The sequence below is a fragment of the Cellulophaga baltica 18 genome, from assembly GCF_000468615.2.
In the GTDB taxonomy this organism is placed as follows: domain Bacteria; phylum Bacteroidota; class Bacteroidia; order Flavobacteriales; family Flavobacteriaceae; genus Cellulophaga; species Cellulophaga baltica.
In genome coordinates this window covers 2,751,550-2,775,708 of sequence record NZ_CP009976.1, presented here as the reverse complement: position 1 = coordinate 2,775,708, position 24,159 = coordinate 2,751,550, and the positions used below count along the sequence as shown (strand labels likewise).

The following is a 24,159-nucleotide window of genomic DNA, read 5'->3' as shown; positions in this document are numbered from 1 at the left end:
AAATCATATCCTATGATTAAATTTAGTTGCAAATTCTGAGCTATTTCTTAACCATAAGAACTCTTAAAATTAAGGACTGACTATTGTCATATTTTAATACCCTGATACAGCTTATTTTTGTCAAATCAATTAGAACAAACAGCTCTTATACCTCACAAAATGATAGATTTAAGCAAAAGTCAAAGCATCAGTATTCTTATTAATAATTACTTTGGAAACCTGGGGGTTATTTCTCAAAACATGCCCTATGTAATTCCCATTACCTATTATTTTGATAAGGAAGATGGTACTATCATAAGTTATACTGCAGATGGTCTTAAACTAAGTGCCATGCGTAAAAACAAGCAGGTATCATTAGCGGTACAAGAAATTACCTCGGTAAACAATTGGCAATCAGTATTAGTTCACGGTACTTTTGAAGAACTAACAGGTATCGATGCAAAACAAAAATTACATGTATTTAGCGAAGGTGTAAAGAAACTAATTTTCGAAAAGGAACAGAAAGAAACTGAATTTATTAGTGAATTTTCTAACAAATCATACCAGAAAGGTATCCCTACCGTTTTTAAAATAAACATTACCGAAATTACGGGAAAAAGAAAAGAAATGTAAACGCTATATATTTAATAGTGAAGCTATAATTAATTCTGAGTTTATGTGCTTTGCCTTGTGCTTAGGTAAAGAATCTCTTAACTTTGAGAAGATCATAATATACCCATTACATGAGTAAAGCCATTTATATTGCCACCACTGAACCCAATAGTGGGAAGTCTATAGTATCCTTAGGCCTAATGCAAATTTTATTAGGAAAAACAGCTAAAGTAGGATACTTCCGCCCTATTGTGGACGACTTAAAAGAAGGGCAGATAGACAATCACATACAAACCGTACTATCGCATTTTGAAGTTGATATGAAACCCGAAGATGCCTATGCTTTTACACGTAGTAAAGTACTTCAGTTAAAAAATCAAGATAAAGACGATGAGATCATCAGCCATATCATCCATAAATTTAAAGCTATTGAAGATCGGTTTGATTTTGTGCTTGTAGAAGGTACAGATTTCTCTGGTGAAGGGGCTATTATTGAATGGGATATAAATGTACTTGTTGCCAAAAACTTAGGAATACCTGCCGTTATAATTACTAGTGGCGCTGGTAAAACGCTAGAAGAATTAGTGGGCAATCTGTATATGGGTTTTGATTCTTTTAGAGAAAAAGGTGTGGAAGTATTACTCACCGTAGCTAATAAAGTGCAACCTGAGAATTTAGAAGTAGTAGTTGCTGCTTTAAAGAAAAAATTACCCGAAAAAGTACTTATCGGTGCTATTCCTGCAAACCCTACTTTAGGGAACCCTACTGTAAAAGAAATAGCGAGCCAATTAGATGCTAAAGTATTATTTGGAGAAGGCTATTTAAACAACCAAGCCAATGGCTTTAGTGTGGGAGCAATGCAACTCCGTAATTATTTAACACATTTAAAGAAAGACAGCCTTGTTATTACACCAGGAGATCGTGCAGATATTATTCTGGGTGCCTTACAAGCAAATATTTCTACCAATTATCCAAACTTATCAGGTATTGTACTTACAGGAGGATTAATTCCTGAAGATTCTATCATAAAACTAATTGAAGGTCTTTCTGATATTATACCTATAATTTCTGTAAATCAAGGAACTTTTGCCGTGACCAATAAAATTGGGGCCATAAAGCCAAAGATATATGCGGATAATACTGAAAAGATAACCACTTCAATTCAGGAATTTGAAAAACATATCCCCGTGAATGATTTAGCAGAGCGCCTAATAACTTTTAAAGCTGAAGGGATTACGCCTAGAATGTTTCAATACAATTTATTGAAAAGAGCTAAGTCTGCCAAAAAACATATTGTCTTGCCAGAAGGTACTGATGAAAGAATTTTAATAGCGGCTAAAAAATTATTGGAAGTAGAGGCCGTAACCCTTACGCTACTGGGTGATAAAGATCAAATTACTGCTAAAATGGAAGAATTAGCATTGGTCTTTAATCCTGGAGAAATAGACATTATTGATCCTAAAAATTCAGCCAACTTTTTAGATTACGCGACCACGCTATATGAATTGCGTAAGCATAAAAATGTAAACTTAGCCATGGCAAAAGATCTTATGGAAGATGTATCTTACTTTGGTACTATGATGGTACATAAAGGTCATGCAGATGGGATGGTTTCTGGAGCAGTACACACTACGCAACATACAATATTACCTGCATTGCAATTTATAAAAACTAAGCCAGGCGTTTCTTTAGTTTCTTCTGTATTTTTTATGTGCTTGCCTAACCGTGTTACCATTTTTGGCGATTGTGCCATTAATCCTAACCCTACTGCAGAGCAGCTTTCTGAAATTGCTATTTCATCTGCTGCAACTAGTGCTGCTTTTGGGATAGAGCCTAAAGTAGCTATGCTATCTTATTCTTCAGGTGCCTCTGGTATTGGAGAAGACGTAGACCGCGTTAGAACAGCTACAAAACTGATAAAAGAAAAACGACCTGATTTAAAAGTTGAAGGTCCTATTCAATATGATGCCGCAGTAGATAGTAAAGTAGGAAAAAGCAAACTTCCTGATTCTGAAGTTGCCGGACAAGCAAGTGTCTTCATTTTTCCTGATTTAAATACAGGGAATAACACCTATAAAGCTGTACAACGAGAAACGGGTGCATTGGCTATTGGTCCAATGTTGCAAGGGTTAAATAAGCCTGTAAATGATTTAAGTCGTGGTTGTACCGTAGAAGACATCTTTAATACGGTGATCATTACCGCTATTCAAGCAGAAGGATTATAATTAACTCAACATCAAAAAAAAATCAATTTACGTGAATATCCTTATTTTAAACTCCGGCAGTTCTTCTATAAAATATCAATTAATAAGTATGCCTACTGAGCTGGTGATTTGCGAGGGTTTGGCAGAGCGCATAGGTAGTGATAATGCCTTATTAAAATATAGCACGAACGCAACAAAACTAGAAGAAGAGCTAGCAATTCCTAGCCATAAAGCAGGCTTATTAAAAATAGCAGATCTTTTATTGGATCCTTCGCTAGGCGTGATAAAAAATACCGAAGAAATTTCTGTAGTAGGCCATAGGGTAGTTCATGGAGGAAAAGCATTCTCTGACACTTCTTTAATTGATGCCTCTGTCAAAGAGAAAATAAAAAATCTTTATTCTTTAGCACCACTACACAATCCCCATAATTTAGAGGGTATAGAATTGGCAGAAGAAATTTTCCCGAATGCCAAACAAGTTGCCGTTTTTGATACAGCTTTTCATCATTCAATTCCAGCTGTAGCTAAGAAATATGCTATTCCTGAAGAATTCTATGAAAATAAAGTGCAAGTTTACGGTTTTCATGGTACGAGTCATAAATATGTATCAGAAAAAGCAATAGAACACCTCAATCAAAAAACGTCTAAAATAATTTCCATTCATTTAGGAAACGGCTGTAGTATAACGGCAATTAAGGATGGTAAAAGTATTGATCACAGTATGGGTTTTGCTCCTTCTAATGGCTTAATAATGGGCTCTAGAAGTGGAGACATTGATCATGCTATAATTTACTATTTAGTAGAAACTTTAGGATACTCCTTAGAGGAAGTGAATGAACTGCTAATTAAAAAAAGTGGTATGCTGGGGCTTACTGGTTTTAGTGATTTAAGAGACATACAAGCAGCCGCTGAAAAAGGGGACAAATCATGTATTTTAGCCTTACAGATGAATACCTACCGCATCAAAAAATATATCGGTGCCTATGCGGCTATTTTAAATGGAATAGATGCTATTATTTTTACTGCGGGAATTGGAGAAAATTCTGCTTTAATAAGAGAAATGGTCTGTACTGATTTAGAGTATTTAGGAATTACACTAGATGCTGATAAAAATAATACCCGATCAAAATCGCTTTTAGAAATAAATAAGACAGATGCTAAGGTAAAGGTATTGATGATCCCTACCAATGAAGAGCTAGAAATTGCAAAGCAAGCATACCGTTTGGTACACGCATAATATAAAAGAATACTTCCTGGTATTTGTAGTGATATTTATCATTTGAAACCAGCTTGTATTCTTTTATTTTTGTTTTACGCTGCAACAAAATGTACCGTAATACCGTATGCCATCATTAAAATTACCAAAAAAACAAGATTTAAAAAGATACGGTACGCTGTTTAGTGTGCTCTCTAAATATGGTTTTGAGGATGTATTGGCGTCAAATCCTATAAAAAAACTTATCCCTGACACCTATTTAAAAAAACACCCAGACACTCATAAGCTTCTCTCCTATTCTACATACGAGCGTATTAGAATGGTCCTTGAAGAGTTAGGCCCTAGCTATGTAAAAATGGGACAGGTGATTAGCAATAGAGAAGACATGCTTCCTCCGGAGTTGCTAAAAGAACTTGTGAAACTTCAGGATAATGTAAAACCTCTGGAAAATTTTGATGTAGCAAAAAAAATAAAAGAAGAATTAGCGCTAGATAGCAATGAATGTTTTTCGTATATCTCCCCCACTCCACTTGCGGCAGCTTCATTAGCACAAGTACATAAAGCACAATTATTAACTGGGGAATGGGTTATTTTCAAAATTCAAAGACCCGATATAAAAGAAACCATTGCTTCAGATATATCTATCATGAAGGATGTTGCTAGTGCCTTAGAGAAATACAGTTCTCAAGCGCAGCAATTACAACCCATGCAATTAATCGCCTCTTTTGAGAAGAGTATTACTGAAGAGCTCAGTTATACCCAAGAACTAAATAATATGCTGCGGTTTTCTAAAAATTTTGAAAACAATGACATAATTTATGTTCCTAAGGCTTATAAAGCCTTTAGCAATGATCATATTATTTGCATGGAGTATATTGATGGTATCAAAGTCTCCGAAATAAAAAAATTACAAGCGCTTAACATTGATACAAAAGCAGTAGCCACATTAGGTGTTGATCTTTACTTAGAGCAGATTCTAGATTTTGGTTTTTTTCATGCAGACCCACATCCAGGCAATATATTTGTGCTACCAGAACAGGAACGCATTTGCTTTATAGATTATGGAATGATGGGCAGTATTATGCCTAAAGACAAAGAAGCCTTAGAAGATTTATTACTTGCATTCTTTAAGAAAGATGTTAAAAAAATTATTGTAGTACTTAAAAAAATTGCGATAAGAACCGATATTCCTGATGAGAAAACCCTTGAATATGATCTCAATGAACTTCTAGAAGGCATCAGTAATATTGCTATTCAGCATATAAAATTAGGAGCAACCCTCAGTCAATTCAAAAACATATTATTTAACAATAAAATTGCTATCCCGCATTATTTGTACATGCTTATACGTGCTTTAGTGATCATTGAAGGTGTTGGATTAAAACTAAATCCTGATTTTAATATTACGGAGAATTTAGAACCCTACATGACTACAATTATTCGCAAACGATTAAGTTTTAAAAGGTTCGTAAAAAAGAGTATCGCTAGAGCACAAGATTACACGAATTTAATAGATACCCTGCCTGAAGATATCAATGATATTATAAGTAAAATAAAAAACGGTAAATTAGTTATTGTCCATGAACACAAAGGCCTAAATGAGTTTAAAGACACGTTGAAAACCGCTATCAATAGAATGGTATTTGCTATAATTATCGCAGCACTATCTATTGGGTCGTCTATTTTAGTAATTGCAGATATGCCTCCCAAAGTAAACGGGATCCCTATTCTGGGTGCTCTAGGGTTTCTCATTTCTGCACTATTAGGTTTTGCCATTTTAATTTCAATTTTTAAAAATCGCAATTTGTAGCACTTCATATCATGGACACGATACACTATTTAAGCGAACTCATGGGAAGTTATATGCTTGGTATACTTATCAGTATTGGCATAGGACTCATTATTGGATTAGAACGCGAATATGATAAATTAAAAAAAGAGGCTGGTTTTGCGGGTATCCGTACTTTTCCCATCGTTACAATTTTAGGCTTTATTATTGGAAATTTAAGCGAATCGTTTACGGTTTGGTTGCCTATTGTAACATTAGTTGCTTTTATCTTATTTCTAGGATTCAGCCAGTTCTCCAAAGCAAACAGTAGCTACTCTAATGATTTAACCACAGATTTAGCGCTGATGACCACTTTCGTCCTAGGACTTATGGCCTCTAAAGGATTGTATCGAGAAGCGGTAGCCACCGCTGTTATTATAACAACGCTTTTATCACTTAAAACAAGATTTAAAATTGTAATCAGTAATATTACGGCAGATGAATTATCTGCCTTCATAAAATTCTCAATTATTGCTCTTTTAATCCTTCCTTTTTTACCAAATAAAGATCTGGGAATCAATAATTTAATAAACCCTTTTGAAATAGGTTCCGTTATTGTAATTGTTTCCTTTTTGAATTTCATAGGATACTTTTTGGTCAAATTTGTAGGCTCAAAAAAAGGAATTTTATTAACCGCATTATTAGGCGGACTCATATCTAGCACCGCAGTGACTTGGAGTTATGCTTCAAAAAGTAAAGAATTTCCAGAGTTATCAAAAAAATATAGCGCAGGGATTTTACTAGCATCGGCCATAATGTTTCCAAGGTTAGCGCTCCTTATAGGTATTTTCAACAGTGCTTTAGTTCCTTCAATACTCATCCCTTTTACGGTGCTTACCTTAATTTGTCTAGGTGCAGCACTACTATTAGTTCATAAACAAACGAGTAAGCCAGACTCAGACATTAAATTAGGAAACCCTCTAAATCTAGTAAATGCCATAGGTTTTGGTGTTATTTATATGATTATACGCTTTGCCGTGTTCTATGGGAAATTATTTTTTGGCGATGAAGGTCTATATTACACAGCCTTAATCGCTGGCTTAGCCGATACCGATGCCATAACCATCAGTATGGCTAAATTTTCAGAGACAACAGGGAATTATGTTACCGCAACAGCAATAATTATTACAGCTATTTTAAGTAACATGGTCGTTAAATTAGGAATAAGCCTTATCAATGGATCAAAAGAAACTCGTAAAATTATCGGCCTCACCTTTAGTAGCATTGTTATCCTCGGCATACTCTATGTCCTATTTGCGTAATTTATTAGGTTGATATTCTACTTTAAGGCTTTAATTTTTAGACTGATTTTAGTACCTTCATCTTCCGAAAATTCTAACGGGATTTATTCACTATAAAATACATCTATGCATATTGTTTCTTGGAATGTTAATGGTATTCGCGCCGTTGTAAAGAAAGATTTTTTTGAAGCTGTGAAAACAATGGCTCCTGATATTTTATGCCTACAAGAAACTAAAGCACAGGACAGTGAAGTTACTAAAGCCTTAGAACCTTTATCAGATTTATCTATAGCTATTAATTCTGCTGATAAGAAAGGATATTCTGGTACGGCCATATTAAGCAAACCTACTCCCTTGAAGACTGTACCTGATATGGGTATTGAGCAACATGATACGGAAGGGCGGATTTTATGTACAGAGTACGATGCTTTTTATTTAGTAAATGTCTACGTACCCAATTCTGGACAAAAATTGGATCGTTTAGAATACCGTCAACAATGGGATAAAGACTTTCTTGCTTACCTAAAAAATTTAGAGAAGAAAAAGCCTGTGATCGCTTGCGGAGATTTCAATGTTGCCCACCGCGCCATCGATTTAAAAAATGACAAAGCTAATTACAATAAAACCGCTGGCTATACCCAAATAGAAATAGATGGGATGGATAATTTCATCGCTAATGATCTTGTAGACTCTTTTAGACTGCTGCATCCAGATGAAGTAGCTTATACCTACTGGAGTTACCGTTTTAAATCTAGGGAGCGCAATACAGGGTGGCGTATTGATTACTTTTTAGTAAGTAAGGCGATTGCTGATAAAATTGAAAGCTTTACTATTTATGCCGATATTTTGGGTTCTGACCATTGCCCCATAGGCATTACCTTATCCATCTAATAATGTACGCTGCTTAACAAAATCGAAAATTGTCATTTTTAATTCCTTAAAATCTTGAGTGAGTAAAGACATACTTTCGCTTAACTTTTTGTGCTCATCGCGATAGTCTGTATCACTAAAACCTATCGTTAACTCTTGAAGTTGGGCTAGGTTTTTTTCATGCGCGACAATATCTTTTTTCAGAAATTTAAAGAGCTGATTGTAAATGGTATCTAAGGTCTGTAACATTTGTTGATACCTTGTTTCGTTTGTTTTTACTTGTTTTAATAAGTTTTTAAAAAACTGGGCTTCATAACTCCAAAAAGAAATAGTTTCTAACCATTCTTTACTTTCTTGATGTAATACTTCTAGACTTGCGCCCAGAAGTAATACGTTTTTATGGTTTATTGGTCGCTCTTTCATCATCTTGATTTTATTAGTCTATATATCTGCTTAAAAAACTAGATTTCATTTTGCCTTTTGCCTCTTTTAGCAAATGCGCTACTTCATGCACACTTTTATTGATGATCTTCGAAATTTCATGCGTATTAAACTTATAAGTATTGAACAACTCAAAAGCACTACTCATTGTTTTCGGCAAGCCTAACAATACTAGATTTGCATGCTTTTTAACACGCTCTGCATCTAACTTTTTATCAAGCGTAGCTACTATATCTTTGTCTTTATCTTCTACAAAAACAGCATTTAATAGGTAGTCATTCTTAGGATAATCATTCGTATCAAAATCTTCTAACATAACAAAATCACCATCTCCATCGGTACTATATTTTTCTTCCATCTCATCCCATTCTGGTTTAGAAAAGTTATCTATATTTTCAAAGAAATAAGTATCAAACTCTTCATCAATAAGCAAATCTTCTACTAATTCATCTGCCTTTTTAAACAACCAAACATGAAAATCATCCGCTGCTTCTAAGGCATCTATATGATCATATACTTCAACAAATAATTGATCTATAATATCATCTCCTTTAAATCTGTTTTTATCTAGTAAACTATTTGCTGTAGCCACATTTAATTTATGTTGTACATATTGTTTTACCTGCGGCAAAACTTTTAAAAGCAACGAATTAAACGCTTGTGTATCTCCTGTTTGTTTTAAACTAACTAAGTCTACATATGTCTTAGAAACAAATACATTAAATTCAGTGGTGCTCGTTGTATTTTTCATAATAGATTCCATAATATCAGGGTGTTAAAATATGTTGATACCCAAATATGGAACTTATTCTAAAAATTTACTATGACATTTGTCAGGTATAAAAAATTAAAACTTTATTACTTTCGATTTTAAATCATCTGATAGTTAGTAGTATGAATACAGGTTTGGTTCTTTCTGGAGGTGGCGTAAGAGGCATTGCACATGTGGGCGTAATAAAGGCGCTAGAAGAACATCAAATGCAGCCCTCTTATATAGCGGGCACAAGCGCAGGTGCCATCGTTGGTGCATTATATGCAGGAGGGTGTTCATGGCAACAAATGCTAGATTTTTTTAAAACTACACAACTTTTCTCTTTCACAAACTACGCCATGGGTAAACCGGGTTTATTAGATACCGAAAAGTTCTATGAACAGTTTAGCGCTTACTTTCCGATAGATGATTTTAAGGCTCTTCAAATACCACTTATCGTTACAGCAACCAATTTATTAGACGGTACCTTAAAAACATTTGAATCTGGAAATTTAATAAAGACCATACTAGCTTCTGCTGCGGTTCCAGGGGTTTTTGCTCCGGTAGCTATAGAGAGCGGATATTATGCAGATGGCGGTATTCTTAACAATTTTCCTGTAGATGTAATAAAGCACAAATGTGATACCATTATTGGAGTCTATGTAAACCCTTTTCAAAACGTAGAAAAAGACAGCTTAAAACATGTGTACAATATCATGGAACGGTCTTATCATATTATGTTGGCACGTGAAACAAGTTTAAAATTTAAAGATTGCGACCTACTTATTAGACCCAGTAGAATGAAAGAGTTTAGTACTTTTTCTCTTAAAAATATTGATACCATTTTTAATTTAGGCTATGAATCTGCCATCGCCGCTATAGAAAAAAATAAACTTAAAAAAGACAAAGCTTTGAAGGCTATTAATTTAGAGTTAATCAATGGCTTTTCTATTCCTAAATAAAAATAACACATAAAACCACATGATAAATCCAAAGGATTTTGGCATACAAGGATTGTCTGAACAAGAAGTTTTAGCCGCTCGTGAAACGCACGGCAAAAATACTTTAGACTATAAAAAACAACATAAATTCATAGATGCCCTCAAGGATATTTTACAAGAACCAATGGTCTTGTTGTTAAGTGTGGCGTCGGGAATTTATTTTCTTACAGGCAATATAGGAGATGGTATTTTCTTAGCATCCGCTATTGTATTAGTAGCCTCTATTTCATTTTATCAAGAATCTAAAAGTAAAAATACTTTAGAAAAACTAAAAAACATTACGCAACCAAAAGCTAAAGTCATCAGGGATGGCGAAATTAAAGAAGTTCAGACGCATGACCTTGTTCTAGGAGATTGTATCATGGTAGAGGAAGGAACTATAATTCCTGCTGATGGCGTCATTATACATTCAAACGACTTTTCTGTTAATGAATCGTTGCTTACTGGAGAATCTATGGCCGTTTTTAAAGATGTACAATCTAAAAAAAATCAATGTTATACAGGAACTACAGTAGCAAGTGGTTTAGCCATTGCCACCGTTACCGCAATTGGAAATGCAACTGCCTTGGGCAAAATAGGAAAAAGCCTTGAAAATATACAGAACGAGAAAACGCCATTAGAAATACAAATAGCAAGCTTTGTAAAAAAAATGTCTATCGCAGGCGGAATAACGTTTCTGTTGGTATGGGGAATTAATTATTACAATACCCAAAATATTTTAGATAGTTTACTAAAAGCTCTCACCTTAGCAATGAGTATATTACCTGAAGAAATTCCCGTAGCATTCACAACCTTTATGGCCCTTGGATCATGGCGTTTAATGAAATTAGGAATTGTAGTAAAACAAATAAAAACAGTAGAAAGTTTAGGGAGTGCAACGGTTATTTGCGTAGATAAAACAGGTACTATCACTCAGAATAAAATGAGTTTAGTAAAATTGTATCTTTTTAAAACAGATGAAACTGTAGCGGTTCCAGATAAACCAAATGCATTAGAGCAAGAATTACTTGATGCGGCGATGTGGTCTAGTGAGCCCATCCCTTTTGACCCTATGGAAGTATCGCTTCACGAAGCATATGCCCGAACTACTAATTCCGATGAACGCAAAGGCTATAGCCTAACACATGAGTATCCTTTAGGAGGTAAACCTCCCATGATGACGCATATTTTTGAAAACCAAGAAGGAGAACGAATTATTGCTGCTAAAGGAGCTCCAGAAGCTTTTCTCCCCATAAGTAACTTAAAAGAGGTCGAGAAAGCTAAAATTCGAAAAGCGATAACGGTATTGGGAGATCAAGGCTATAGATTGTTAGGTGTGGGTATTGCTAAATTTAAAGGAACAGATTATCCCGAAACACAACAAGAATTCTTATTTGACTTTTTAGGCCTTGTAGCCTTTTATGACCCTCCTAAAAAAAATATTAGTACGGTTTTAAAAGAATTTGATCGCGCAGGAATTACGGTAAAACTTATTACGGGAGATACGGCTACTACCGCTAGTGCTATTGCCAAAGAAGTTCATTTTATTGGCTATGAAAAAGGTATGACGGGTGCAGAATTAATGCAATTAGACGATAAACAACTACAAGAGAAAGTAAAACACATACAAGTATTTTCTAGAATGTTTCCAGATGCAAAATTAAGAATTATTAATGCTCTAAAGGCAAACAACGAAGTAGTTGCAATGATTGGAGATGGTGTTAATGATGGGCCTGCCTTGAAAGCTGCACATTTTGGCATTGCAATGGGTACCAAGGGAACTGAAATAGCCAAAGAAGCAGCCTCTTTAATTCTCGTAGACGATGATTTATCTAAAATGATCGATAGCATTGCCATGGGTAGAAAAATTTATAGCAATCTAAAAAAAGCCATTCAATATATTATTTCCATACATATACCAATTATCTTGACGGTGTTTATTCCGTTGGCATTGGGTTGGGCTTTTCCTAATATATTTTCTCCAACTCACGTGATTCTTCTAGAGCTTATCATGGGCCCTACCTGTTCTATCATCTATGAAAATGAACCACTGGAAAAAAATACCATGCTTCAAAAGCCAAGATTGTTAACAGATACTTTTTTCAAATTAAAAGAACTCCTAACAAGTATCATTCAAGGTCTAGCCATTACGGTAGGTACGCTATCTATATATCAATATGGCATTCATGCGGACTATTCTGAAGACACCACTAGAACCATGGTTTTTTTGGTTTTAATCATTGCAAACATAGGCTTAACTTTAGTAAATAGATCTTTTTACTATTCTATTTTGACCACGTTAAAATATAAAAACAACCTGGTCCCTTTAATTATAGGAATTACGGTTCTCATTACAGCTGCGCTACTATTCATCCCTCCATTCACACGATTTTTTCAGTTCAGCACCTTAACAATATTACAAGTATTAGGTGCCATCCTAACAGGACTAATTTCGGTCTTATGGTATGAACTTGTCAAATGGAACCAACGCAATAAAAAGAATCCGATGCTATGAAACCTAAAATAATCACGCTCACTGTAAATCCTGCAATAGATAAAAGTACTACGGTACGAGGAATAAAACCCAATAGCAAATTACGATGCGAAACCCCCATTTTTGAAGCTGGTGGTGGCGGAATAAATGTATCTAAAGTATTACAAAAGTTAGGACAAGATTCTATCTGCATGTATCTAGAAGGAGGACACACGGGAGCCTATTTTAAAACATTACTTAACAAAAGCGGAATTTCTCAAGAACCTATTTCTATACAGGGAGTTACAAGAGAAAATTTAGCGGTAACAGACCTAAGTTGTCACCAGCAGTTTAGGTTTGGCATGCCAGGACCGGAAGTAACGACAGAAGAGTGCAATAAAACGCTACAGCATTTCGACCCATTACTCACAGAAGGTACATTTCTAGTGGCAAGCGGGAGTCTCTCACCAGGAATGCCTTTAGACTTTTATGCCCGCGTTGCTAAATTAGCTCAGGCAAAAAAAGCCAAGCTTATACTAGACACCTCAGGAGAACCTTTATTTATTGGAGCTCAAGCAGGTGCTTTTCTTTTAAAACCCAACCTAGGAGAACTAAGTAGATTGTGTGGTGTAACGGAAATTTCATTTACCGATTTAATACCCCTCGCTCAGAAATTTATGGCGAATAACCCATGTGAACTAATGGTGGTTTCTTTAGGCCCGCAAGGCGCATTCGTCATTACACAGGATTACCACGAGCATATCAATGCCCCTGTTGTGTACCAGAATAGCACCATAGGTGCCGGTGATAGTATGGTTGCGGGGATGGTTTTTGCGTTAGCCAACCATAAGTCAATAAGTGATACTGCTAAATTTGGTGTTGCTTGTGGTACAGCTGCAACCATGACACCAGGTTCACAATTATGCACCATTGAAGATGCCAACAAGCTTTATGAGTATATTCAGCAACATCCTGCAACCAAAAATTTATAAATTTTAGCGTTCTAGTATCTTTCAATGAATAAAAGTTAAAAGCATTCCCTTTTCTTTTCTATGAGCATAATCAGTTTTAAAGTTTTAACTTTGAAATTATGCAAGCTTTTGAAAAGAATAGTACCATTTTTAATCTTCTCTCTGAAGGTGTTTCTGAGGGAATCATAGTTGTCAACAAAAAACAAAATGTAGTTGCATCTAACTCTGCTGCTGAAAAAATGTTCGGCTATGATAAAGATGAACTAATTGGGCAACCTCTAGAAATTCTAATTCCTAAAAGATACCATCCAAATCACGATAAACACGTAGATAATTTTATTTCTAAGAGTGAAAAACGGCAAATGGGTCACGGTCGTGAATTGTTTGGTGTACGTAAAAACGGAGAAGAATTTCCTTTAGAAGCAGGCTTAAACCCTTTCGAGCTGTACGATACCACGTATGTTATGGCACTGGTTATAGACATTACCAATAGAAAGGCCGTAGAGAAAGATTTAAGAATGAAGAGTGAAGCACTACAATCTGCTTCCAATGGAATTGTAATCTCTGATGCTTTAAAACCAGATAATCCTATTATCTATTGCAATGCTTCTTTTCAAACGCTAACGGGGTATTCTGAAGAAGAGACAATCGGCAAAAATTGTAGATTCTTACAAGGCGATGACAAGGACCAAGACTGCATCGTTAACATGCGAAATGCCATAAAAAAAGGAGAAAGCTCACAAGCTATTTTACGAAACTATAGAAAAGATGGAAGTCTTTTTTATAACGATTTATACATTACACCAATTAAAGACAGGTTTGGAACTATTACCAATTATATTGGAATACAGAATGATGTTACAGAGCGTGTAAAAAGTCAGCAAGAAAAAGAACATTGGGCAAAAATTTTCAATGAATCTTTAAATGAAATCTTCTTATTTGACAAAGATTCATTACGGTTTATAAATGCTAATAAAGGAGCTCAAAATAATATTGGCTACACGGTTAAAGAACTCAAGAAGTTTACCCCTGTCGACATTAAACCAAATTTTACAGAAAAACAGTTTAGAAAGGTTTTGGTTCCTTTAATTACAAATGAAGAAGAAAAAATAAAATTTGAGACGGTACATCAAAGAAAAGATGGCACACAATACCCAGCAGAAGTACATCTACAATTATCAAGATTCGGGGATCAAGATGTTTTTTTAGCCATCATATTAGACATCACAGATAGAAAAAACTACACCCTAAAATTAGAGAAAACGGTTCAAGAACGTACCAAGCAATTAACTGAGGCATTAGCTAAAGAAAAAGAACTCAACGAGTTAAAAACTAGATTTTTATCACTGGTTTCTCATGAATTTAAAACACCGCTTAGTAGTATTTTAACGTCTATTACCCTACTTGCCAAATACACACAAACGGAGCAACAGGAAAAGAGAGATAAACATGTCAATACTATAAAAAGCAAAGTACGTTATCTAGATACTATTCTAACAGATTTCTTATCGGTAGAACGTTTAGATTCCGGAAAAATAAATTACAGTTTAGAAGAGTTTCCGTTGAGCAAATTATTGGATGATGTAATCTACAATGCAAACATGCTTTTAAAAACAGGACAGCGCATTAGCTATCCTAGAAATATAGATGACCTTTTCATCTATTTTGATGAAAAAACCTTGGCATTGGCCTTGTCTAATTTAGTACATAATGCTATTAAGTACTCTCCTGAAGATACTGCAATAGATATCATCGTAGCGCATAATACAGATACCATAGAAATAAAAGTGGTAGATCATGGTATAGGAATCCCTGAAGAAGAGCAGAAACACATTTTTAATCGCTATTTTAGAGCTGAAAATGCACTCTTAACACAAGGAACAGGAATAGGACTAAACATCGCTAAACAGCATTTGGAAAATTTAGGCACTAGTTTAGACTTTACAAGTTCGGAAAATGAAGGGTCTATTTTTACGATTACCATACCTAAAGATTTAAAGCAATAAGCACATGAAAACTATTTTATTAATTGAGGATGATAGAGCACTTCGTGAGAACACAGAAGAACTTTTAGATCTTGCTGGTTATGCAGTAACGACTGCTCCTAATGGAAAAATAGGAATTACAGCTGCTAAAGAATTATTGCCAGATATTATACTTTGTGATATTATGATGCCAGAGGTAGATGGATATGGTGTTTTAAAAGCACTTAATGAAGATGAAATTACAAAGCAAATTCCTTTTATTTTTCTTTCAGCAAAAACAGAGCATAAGGAAATTAGAAAAGGGATGGATTTAGGTGCCGATGATTATTTGACCAAACCTTTTGAAGAAGAAGATTTAATTAGTGCTATTGAAAGTAGACTGGCCAAACACGAAATTTTAAAACAAAATGCTGTTTCAGATCATAAACAGGAAACTACTGAAGATGCTATTCTAGACCTCAATGAATTAAAGAATTTTTTTGATGATAATGGAGATGAATTGACCTTCTCCCAAGGTGATATTATCTATAAAGAAGGCCAAGCTTCTAACACTATTTTTTTGGTTCTAAAAGGAGTTGTTAAATGCCATTCTATGGATGAAGATGGAAAACAATTAATTACGTCTTTATACCGAGGAGATGATTTCTTAGGCTTTACTTCTTTCCTAAAAAACGTACCTTATCAAGAATCTGCTACAGCCATGGAAGAAGTGGTTTTGGCGGGTATTTCTAAAGAAAACCTAAAAGAAATTTTAGAAAAAAACCATGCTATTTCTTTAGAGCTGGTTGAATTACTATCGGGAAACATAAAAGAAATTAAACAGCAATTACTGCAAATGGCCTATAGTTCTGTACGAAAAAAGACAGCTCAAACCTTATTACAGTTTGCCGATATTATGACAACACAAGCAGATGAGCCTATCAAAATTTCTAGAAGTGATTTGGCGAGTGTTGCGGGTATTGCCACAGAAAGTTTAATACGCACATTATCTGGGTTCAAAAAAGAGGGATTAATTGAAATAGAAGGCCGAAATATTAAGATTAAAGAGCTCAAAGCACTCCAATACATCACCTAAGTTCCACTACTCTTACCTTTCAGGATATGACCGTTGTCATTTTTTGAGTTCTTAAGGCTTTATACCTTCGCTGTAAAGTAGTGGATCCCAATAATGAAACAAATTTTAGTACCTACAGATTTCTCAGAAAATTCTTTTAATGCTTTAGCATACGCCGTTGCATTTTACAAAAATACAGCCTGTACATTCTATATCATGAATATTGGTGCATTGAGCGAGTCTGGGATTGCAACATATGGCTTTGCCTTAAATTATAATGCAATAGACCTGCCATCAAAAATGGCGCTACTGGAAGAAAAAATTCAGGAGATTTCTAAAAATAACACGTCTAAGCTTCATCTGTTCTATGGTTTTCAAGAATTTGGAAATTTTATTGATATTATTCGTAAGACTATCGTAGAAAAGAAAATAGATCTTATTGTTATGGGGACTAAGGGCACTTCTACATTAAAAAATACATTTATAGGCAGTAACACTGAAGATGTCATTACAAAAGTAGCCGCCAACTTATTAATTGTACCAAAAAAATGTAAATTTCAACCCCTACATAAAATTGTATTTCCTACCAATTTCAACAACTTTTATTCTTTTGACATTCTACAGTCGTTAACAGAAATTTTACGAATCTCTAATGGTGTATTAGAAGTGATGAGTGTAATGGTGACTGAAAAATTAAATAGCTCTCAAGAGAAAAATAAAAACTATCTGCACGAATATTTAGATGAAGTATTTGAAGATCGCTACCATTTTTATAGTGAAAAAAACAAAAACGTGAAAGACGCTATAGAAGATTTCACCATCACCCATGCCATTGATATGACCATCATGGCAGCAAAAAACTTAAATTACTTACAACAACTGTTATTCAATTCTACCATTAAAAGAATAAGTAAGCACACAAAAATTCCTGTTTTTGTACTTCATGAATAAGCAAACTATCTTAGGTGTATGACAATTGTCATAGGGATTTAATACGCCAAAAGATATTTTTGAAGTGACCTCAAAAATATTAGGCTATGAAAACTATCTTAATCCCTACCGATTTTTCAGAAAATGCAATGCATGCTATAGATTACGCCCTGCAGTTGTACAAATGCGAGCAAACCGTTTTTTATTTTGTGCACGCCTATGCTGATGAAGTTTATGGTTTTTTAAAAAATAGTGCAGATACGTCTATTTCTGAACGTACCACTAACATTGAAATTCGAGTAAAAGAGTTACTCAACGAATTAATTAGCATTAAAGAAGAAAAGGTACATAACCCTAAACACACTTACAAAGCAATAGCCTCTTTTGAGTCTTTGGTTGATGCTGTAAATGACACCGTTAATCTATTTAACATCGACCTCATCATTATGGGAACCAAAGGTAAAACAGCAAATAAAAGCATCACCTTTGGCAGCCATACTGTACAAGTATTTAAATATGTAAAATGCCCTGTTCTTGCTATCCCTGAAACGTATACCTACCAACACCCTAAAAAAATTCTATTCCCAACAGATTATAATTTGCCTTATAAACGCAGGGAACTAAAGCTCTTAGATACCTTATGTCAGGAATTCAAATCTGAAGTTCATTGCCTTCATATATCCGATTTTGAAGATTTAAGCATGCGCCAAATAGATAACAAAAAATTTCTTGAAGACGCTTTACCCAATGCTTATTTAAGTTTTGAACAGACTGCTGTACAAAATAGAGTTACTGCTATCATGAATACCATTGATGAAAAAGCTATAGACCTATTAGTAATGACAAATTCTCGTCATTCCTTTTTAGAAGACATGTTATATAGATCTACCATAGATGAAATAGGTCTTAAAATCCATTTACCCTTTTTAGTACTTCAAAATTTATCACGTTAATACGCTCATACGCATGAAAAATATACTTATACCAACAGATTTTTCAGAAAATTCATGGAATGCTATTGCCTACGGATTATCGTTATTTAAAAAAACAAAATGCACTTTTCACCTCACTCACGTAAGTCCGGTTCTAGCAGCTAGCGCAGGAGAAATGGCGATGGTTTTACCTCCTGAAATTATGGAAGAGAACTTGCTGAAAGAATGTTTAGAAAAATTAGATGCTCTTTTAGAACGTATAGAAAAATTGCCTTTTAACACTAAACACGAATTTCACACCTCGGCCAATTATGGTTTCTTTATTGATCATATAAAAAATGATGTAGCTACTAAGAAAATAGATCTTATTATCATGGGTACCAAAGGTGCTTCTGGTATAAAAAAAGTAGCTTTAGGTAGTAATACGGGGCACGTAATTACAAAGGTTAAATGTGCCGTATTAGCCGTGCCTGAAGAAACAAGCTATCACAAACCACAGCGCATTGGTTTTCCAACAGATTACATTATTGATTACGATTTAAATATCTTAGCGCTTTTAAAAGATGTATCGCTATTGACCAATGCGGAACTCAATTTTTTACATATTGAGAGTAAACATGAAACTATGAGCGCTCTACAATTAAAAAACAAAGAATTTCTAGCACATTATTTTAAAGAAATAACGCATAATTTTAGCAACCTAGAAAGCCACAATTTAGATACAGCTATTGATAGGTTTATCCGTACCGAAAAGGTAGATATGTTAGTAATGGTCGCTAAAAACTTAAATTTTTTAGAGCGCATCCTATTCAGACCTACCGTAGAAGAAATAAGCTACCATATTAGCATCCCTTTTTTGGTTTTACACGAATAAATTAAAAGAAATCTATTGTTAATTAGATTTGATGATATTTACGATATCATTTTTTTGGAGCACTCCAGATTGTCGCCAAAGTTGTTTTCCATTTTTAAATAACATCATAGTAGGTACCCCTCTAACTTGATATTTTGAAGCCAAGGTTTGGTTTTTATCTACATCAATCTTTACAATCTTAACGGCATCTCCCATCTCTTCTTTTACCTGCTTTAAAATGGGCGCCAAAGTTTTACAAGGTCCGCACCAATCGGCAAAAAAATCAATTAATACTGGTGTATCTGAGTCTATTATTTTATCAAAACTACTTTTCATCTTTCTATTCTTTTTTGAATTATAAATTTATAAAATACAGCAGAGTTCTGAACTGATTTATATCATAATTTTATCGGATTATGTTGGGTACTTTTAATCCACCATAAAAATACAACATCATGAAAAAAATATTGCTCCCAACTGATTTTTCTGATAACTCATTTAAAGCGATAACCTATGCTTTAAAGGTCTACAAAGACATCAAATGCACCTTTTATCTATTGCATACGTATAATCCATCTGTGTATCAAACAGAATACTTAATTGGCAGCCCTGGATTAATAGGTCTCGGAGATGTTATGAAAGAAACAGCGCTGACAAATAGTAAAGAATTAAAAGAAAAAATTGAATTAGAATACCCCAATCCTAAACACACGTTTAAAACACGTGTTATATTTAATACGCTTCTGAATGAAGTTCTTGAAATGACCACCAGTGAAGGTATAGATCTTATTGTTATGGGTACCAAAGGTGCCTCCGGCGCTGAAGAAATATTGTTTGGAAGTAATGCGGTACATATCATTAAAAAAACAAAATGTCCTCTGATTGTCGTTCCAGATTCTTTTGCCTATGAAGCACCAAAAGAAATTTTATTTCCTACAGATTTTGAAATTACCTATCCTGAAAAAGAAATTGAAAGCCTTTTACAAGTGGTTAAACACCATAAATCTCAAGTTAATATATTGTATATTAGAAAAGCCATTGCGCTTAACATGGTACAAAAAGAGCATAAGAAACAATTGGATAGACTTATGGTTAATCATGCTATTTTTCATGAAGTTCCAGACAATGAAATTATTACAGCCATAAACGATTTTCAATTAAAAAGAAAAATTAATCTCTTGGTAATGATTCAAAATAAGCATACCTTTTTTGAAAGACTATTCATAGAACCTGTCTTAAAAAAGGTCGGTTTTCATGTTACTATACCCTTTATGGTCATTCCTCAACTTTAAAAAATTAAAATGAAATCTATATTAGTAGCAACAGACTTTTCAAATGATGCCTACTGTGCATTGTTTTACGGAACAAAATTATTTAAAGAAACCTCTTGTACCTTTTATATTCTCAATGTGTATGATGAGCTTACGCCTCTAAAGAATAAAAGGGCACCTTTCTTATCCAATAAAAACCCACTAGAAGAAATAGAAGCGCAATCTAATATTGCTTTAGAAAAATTAATTCATAAAATAACCTTAGATACAGAAAATCCTAATCACAAGTTTATTCCACTTTCTAAAGAAGGCAATCTCGTTAAGAACATAAAAAACACCACTAAGGCATATGATATAGATCTTGTTTTAATAGGTAGTAAAGGAGAAACTGGCGCTAAAGAATTGTTCTTTGGCAGCAACACTATTCAAATTACAAACACCATATCCAACTGTCCCATATTAGCTATCCCTAAACAAATAGAATATACTGCACCTAAAGAAATTGCATTTGTAACAGATTATAAGCAAGGGTGTTCCTTAACTAATATTGCGCCCCTTTTATTTATTGCTAAACAAACCAATGCTGCCATACGAGTTATGCATATTATTGAAGAAGCTAGCTTAGATGCAGAGCAAGAACTCAAATATAAATTATTAAAAAATTGCCTAAAAGAGTATCAGCATTCTTTTACAACAATGAAAGAATTTAGTGATAAAGCAAAGGTTATTCACGAATTTATTGCTGCTCGCGAAATAGATTTGTTTTGTATGGTACATCAAAAAAGAAATTTTTTAGAAAAGTTACTACGAGAACCTGTGATAAAAGATGTTAGTATGTATGCCAATATTCCGTTTCTAATACTTCCGAGTATGGAGTGACAATTGTCATAGAAAAGTTCCTTGAGTACAATTAAATTTATCACACCAATCTCTAAAATGGAACATCATGAATAAACGCATCTTAATTCCTACTGATTTTTCAAAAAATGCTTTAAATGCAGCACGTTATGCCCTAGATTTATATGAAAAGCAAAATTGTGAATTTTACTTTTTAAATGTATTTCACGTAGATGGCTATACCACAGACTACCTGGCACTCCCAGAACCGGGTAGTCCCGATTATGATGCAGCCCTAGAAGTATCTGAGAAAGCCTTTGAAAAATTATTAGAGGTACTCGCATTGCATAATGACAACCCAAAGCATCAATATCATACTATTTCTAGTTTAAATTTTCTATCTGAAGCAATGAAACATATCATTGCTAAAGAAGCCATTGATTTAGTCGTTATGGGCACCCAAGGTGCCACCGGGCGCAAAGGAATTATTTTCGGAAGCAATACCGTAAAGGCTATGGAAAAAATTACAGCTTGCCCTGTTCTCGCTATTCCAGAAATGGTACGCTTTACGCCTATTAAGGAAATAGTATTCCCTACCGATTTAAAAACAAATTATAAAGCCAAAGAACTAGATTATCTAGTAGATATAGCTAGAATGCATGGATCAGCGATACGCATACTTCATATCAACAATACAGAAGAATTATCTACTACGCAACACGAAAGCAAGGAATATTTAGAATCCATTTTTAGTACTATAGAGTGTACATTTCATACGCTTACAGGATTGAGCCTAGCGAAAGGCATCACCACATTTGTAGCGAGTAGAGACAGTAGTATGATTGCATTTATAAACCGTTCTCATTTTTTCTTTGGAACCGTATTTTCAAAGCCTTTAATTAAGGAGATAGGTTACGAAGCCACTACACCTATTCTTGCGCTTCATTAATATTATGTATAACCACATTCCTACATAACTTCATGGAAACTTTAAATACCTTCTTAGAACATCCTACATTTTTAAAAATAGCCAAGTTAGTGCTATGGATCGTGGTTATTGTTGCTAGTATTAGTTTTTTAAGGAAAGTATTAAAGAAAAGAATTGCAGATTTAGCGATACGCTATAAGGCACAAAAAGGCGTAGAAATCATTGGCTATGTTCTAATTGCTTTATTAATCCTAATATCTTTCACCGTAAAAAACTTAGAAGATTACACCATTATAATAGGCTTATTCACGGCCGGTATAACGTTTACACTTCAAGAGTTAATTTTGAGTATAGCAGGATCATTTTATATTTTCTTTGTCCGTGTTTATAAGCCAGGCGATCGGATAGAAATAAACGGAATAAAGGGAGATGTTATAGATATTGATAGTATCTATACCACTTTAATGGAAATGGGAGAATGGGTAAGCAGCGATAACTATTCCGGTAGAATTGTAAAAATCAGTAATGCCTTTGTTTTTAAGGGTCCTATTAAAAACTATTCTATGGATTTCCCTTTTGTTTGGGACGAATTAAATATTCTTATCACCTACGAATCTGATTTAGAACTTGCAAAAAAAATAGTCCAAGAACAAGCTGAATTACTTTTAGCGGATTACACAGAAAAATCTACTGCAAAGTGGGAAGAAATGGTAGAACGCTACTATATTGAAGATTCTAAGCTAGCCCCTTCTATCGCCATCAATTTAACAGACAATTGGGTGGCTATAAATTTACGTTATATCACAGATTATAAAAGAAGAAGAGCTACAAAGCACGAATTACTTGAATTAATTCAGAGAGAAATTAAAGCTACCCAAGGTACAGTAAGCTTTGCCTCTACTACTCTGCAATTACTTAAAATACCCGAAGTAGACGTACAACTAAAAAAATGATATGGAACCTACTATGACCATTGAAGTAACGAAATCTTCAGGAGAAAAAGCACTTTTTTCTTTAGATAAATTACGTAATTCCCTAAAGTATAGTGGTGCCAATCATAACTTAATAGAAGCAATTGTTTCTAAAGTAAAAGAGGAGCTTTATGAAGGTATTTCTACACAAGAGATTTACAACAGAGCTTTTGCGCTTTTAAAAAGAAACAAATCGGTTTTTGCCTCTAAATACAAGCTAAAAAAAGCCATCTATGAATTAGGCCCAACAGGCTTTCCTTTTGAACGTTTTGTGGCTGCGATTTTAACTTATTCTGGATACACAACTACCGTGGGTGAAATTCTAAACGGAATTTGTGTTACCCATGAGATAGATGTGATTGCGGAAAAAAATAATAAAGCGGCTATTATTGAATGTAAATTTCATTCAGAAGAAGGCCGCAACTGTAATGTTAAGATTCCGCTATACATTCATTCTCGCTATAGAGATGTTAAAACATTTTGGGAAACAAAATCAACAGAAAAACGGATTATAGATAAAGGTTGGGTGGTAACTAATACAAGATTCACGAGCGATGCTATTGCCTATGGCCATTGTGCTGGTCTCTACTTATTAAGTTGGGATTTCCCTAAAAAGGAAGGATTAAAAGATAGAATAGATCGTTTGAGTCTATACCCCATCACCGTTTCTACGCTACTAACAAATAAAGAGAAGCATTATCTCTTAAATAGAGACGTGGTACTCTGCAGACAACTCTGGAAAGAACAATTTTTATTAGATCATTTAGGTATTTCCAAATCTAGAAAAACAAGTATTATCAATGAGCTTAAACAACTTTGTAATCCTTAATTT

22 protein-coding genes are annotated in these 24,159 nt (G+C 34.2%); 19 read left to right on the top strand and 3 right to left on the bottom strand.

The features are described 5' to 3' along the window. Window positions 1-159: 159 nt before the first annotated feature. The 6 genes from M666_RS11880 (at window position 160) to M666_RS11855 (ending at window position 7,971) form a co-directional block, all read left to right on the top strand. On the top strand, window positions 160-612 hold the full coding sequence (locus M666_RS11880) for a pyridoxamine 5'-phosphate oxidase family protein (RefSeq protein ID WP_029446018.1): 453 nt from the start codon (window positions 160-162) through the stop codon (window positions 610-612). A 110-nt stretch (window positions 613-722) separates the two neighbouring features. After that, entirely contained in the window at window positions 723-2,816 is a 2,094-nt protein-coding gene (gene pta / locus M666_RS11875) for a phosphate acetyltransferase (protein ID WP_029446017.1), read from the top strand. 31 nt (window positions 2,817-2,847) lie between these two features. Continuing rightward, window positions 2,848-4,032, top strand: a complete 1,185-nt coding sequence (locus M666_RS11870) for an acetate/propionate family kinase (RefSeq protein WP_029446016.1) — start codon at window positions 2,848-2,850, stop codon at window positions 4,030-4,032. 106 nt (window positions 4,033-4,138) lie between these two features. Next, window positions 4,139-5,821 (top strand): ABC1 kinase family protein, encoded by a 1,683-nt coding sequence (locus M666_RS11865; RefSeq protein ID WP_029446015.1) that lies wholly within the window; start codon window positions 4,139-4,141, stop codon window positions 5,819-5,821. A gap of 11 nt (window positions 5,822-5,832) precedes the next feature. After that, a complete protein-coding gene (locus tag M666_RS11860) occupies window positions 5,833-7,101 on the top strand; it encodes an MgtC/SapB family protein (RefSeq protein WP_029446014.1) in 1,269 nt (422 codons plus the stop codon). 105 nt (window positions 7,102-7,206) lie between these two features. Continuing rightward, complete coding sequence (locus tag M666_RS11855) at window positions 7,207-7,971, top strand: exodeoxyribonuclease III (protein WP_029446013.1); 765 nt, start codon at window positions 7,207-7,209, stop codon at window positions 7,969-7,971. On the opposite strand, the gene M666_RS11850 is transcribed toward M666_RS11855, so the two are convergent. Both M666_RS11850 and M666_RS11845 read right to left on the bottom strand, forming a co-directional pair. Continuing rightward, window positions 7,960-8,376 (bottom strand): hypothetical protein, encoded by a 417-nt coding sequence (locus M666_RS11850; protein WP_226989906.1) that lies wholly within the window; start codon window positions 8,374-8,376, stop codon window positions 7,960-7,962. The genes M666_RS11855 and M666_RS11850 overlap by 12 nt on opposite strands. A 10-nt stretch (window positions 8,377-8,386) precedes the next feature. After that, window positions 8,387-9,154 carry an RNA polymerase sigma factor gene (locus tag M666_RS11845; RefSeq protein WP_029446011.1) on the bottom strand — a complete coding sequence of 256 codons (768 nt, stop codon included), beginning with the start codon at window positions 9,152-9,154 and terminating at the stop codon, window positions 8,387-8,389. Window positions 9,155-9,285: 131 nt separating this feature from the next. On the opposite strand from M666_RS11845, the gene M666_RS11840 reads away from it, so the two are divergent. From M666_RS11840 to M666_RS11805, 8 genes are all read left to right on the top strand, one after another. After that, window positions 9,286-10,104 (top strand): patatin-like phospholipase family protein, encoded by an 819-nt coding sequence (locus M666_RS11840; RefSeq protein WP_029446010.1) that lies wholly within the window; start codon window positions 9,286-9,288, stop codon window positions 10,102-10,104. Window positions 10,105-10,123: 19 nt separating this feature from the next. Then, window positions 10,124-12,637 (top strand): cation-translocating P-type ATPase, encoded by a 2,514-nt coding sequence (locus tag M666_RS11835; protein ID WP_039325691.1) that lies wholly within the window; start codon window positions 10,124-10,126, stop codon window positions 12,635-12,637. Next, window positions 12,634-13,587, top strand: coding sequence for a 1-phosphofructokinase family hexose kinase (locus tag M666_RS11830; RefSeq protein ID WP_029446008.1), 954 nt, complete (start codon window positions 12,634-12,636; stop codon window positions 13,585-13,587). Before M666_RS11835 ends, M666_RS11830 begins: the two co-directional genes overlap by 4 nt. Window positions 13,588-13,685: 98 nt before the next feature. Then, window positions 13,686-15,572, top strand: a complete 1,887-nt coding sequence (locus M666_RS11825; protein ID WP_029446007.1) for a sensor histidine kinase — start codon at window positions 13,686-13,688, stop codon at window positions 15,570-15,572. 4 nt (window positions 15,573-15,576) lie between these two features. Then, the gene (locus M666_RS11820) at window positions 15,577-16,626 is read left to right on the top strand and encodes a response regulator (RefSeq protein WP_025614697.1); all 1,050 of its coding nucleotides are present in this window, start codon (window positions 15,577-15,579) and stop codon (window positions 16,624-16,626) included. A 93-nt stretch (window positions 16,627-16,719) separates the two neighbouring features. Continuing rightward, window positions 16,720-17,556 carry a universal stress protein gene (locus M666_RS11815; protein WP_029446006.1) on the top strand — a complete coding sequence of 279 codons (837 nt, stop codon included), beginning with the start codon at window positions 16,720-16,722 and terminating at the stop codon, window positions 17,554-17,556. An 86-nt stretch (window positions 17,557-17,642) separates the two neighbouring features. After that, entirely contained in the window at window positions 17,643-18,488 is an 846-nt protein-coding gene (locus M666_RS11810; protein ID WP_029446005.1) for a universal stress protein, read from the top strand. Window positions 18,489-18,501: 13 nt separating this feature from the next. Then, window positions 18,502-19,341 (top strand): universal stress protein, encoded by an 840-nt coding sequence (locus tag M666_RS11805; RefSeq protein WP_029446004.1) that lies wholly within the window; start codon window positions 18,502-18,504, stop codon window positions 19,339-19,341. An 18-nt stretch (window positions 19,342-19,359) separates the two neighbouring features. On the opposite strand, the gene trxA is transcribed toward M666_RS11805, so the two are convergent. Continuing rightward, the gene (gene trxA / locus M666_RS11800) at window positions 19,360-19,656 is read right to left on the bottom strand and encodes a thioredoxin (RefSeq protein WP_024480186.1); all 297 of its coding nucleotides are present in this window, start codon (window positions 19,654-19,656) and stop codon (window positions 19,360-19,362) included. Window positions 19,657-19,775: 119 nt separating this feature from the next. Here trxA and M666_RS11795 point away from each other — a divergent pair, with 119 nt between their 5' ends. The 5 genes from M666_RS11795 (at window position 19,776) to M666_RS11775 (ending at window position 24,156) form a co-directional block, all read left to right on the top strand. Then, the gene (locus tag M666_RS11795; RefSeq protein ID WP_029446003.1) at window positions 19,776-20,612 is read left to right on the top strand and encodes a universal stress protein; all 837 of its coding nucleotides are present in this window, start codon (window positions 19,776-19,778) and stop codon (window positions 20,610-20,612) included. A gap of 9 nt (window positions 20,613-20,621) precedes the next feature. Continuing rightward, window positions 20,622-21,470 carry a universal stress protein gene (locus M666_RS11790; RefSeq protein ID WP_029446002.1) on the top strand — a complete coding sequence of 283 codons (849 nt, stop codon included), beginning with the start codon at window positions 20,622-20,624 and terminating at the stop codon, window positions 21,468-21,470. Between the two features lie 67 nt (window positions 21,471-21,537). Beyond that, on the top strand, window positions 21,538-22,377 hold the full coding sequence (locus M666_RS11785) for a universal stress protein (RefSeq protein WP_024480183.1): 840 nt from the start codon (window positions 21,538-21,540) through the stop codon (window positions 22,375-22,377). Window positions 22,378-22,409: 32 nt separating this feature from the next. Continuing rightward, window positions 22,410-23,309, top strand: coding sequence for a mechanosensitive ion channel family protein (locus M666_RS11780; RefSeq protein WP_029446001.1), 900 nt, complete (start codon window positions 22,410-22,412; stop codon window positions 23,307-23,309). A 1-nt stretch (window position 23,310) separates the two neighbouring features. Beyond that, complete coding sequence (locus M666_RS11775; RefSeq protein WP_029446000.1) at window positions 23,311-24,156, top strand: ATP cone domain-containing protein; 846 nt, start codon at window positions 23,311-23,313, stop codon at window positions 24,154-24,156. Window positions 24,157-24,159 lie beyond the last annotated feature (3 nt).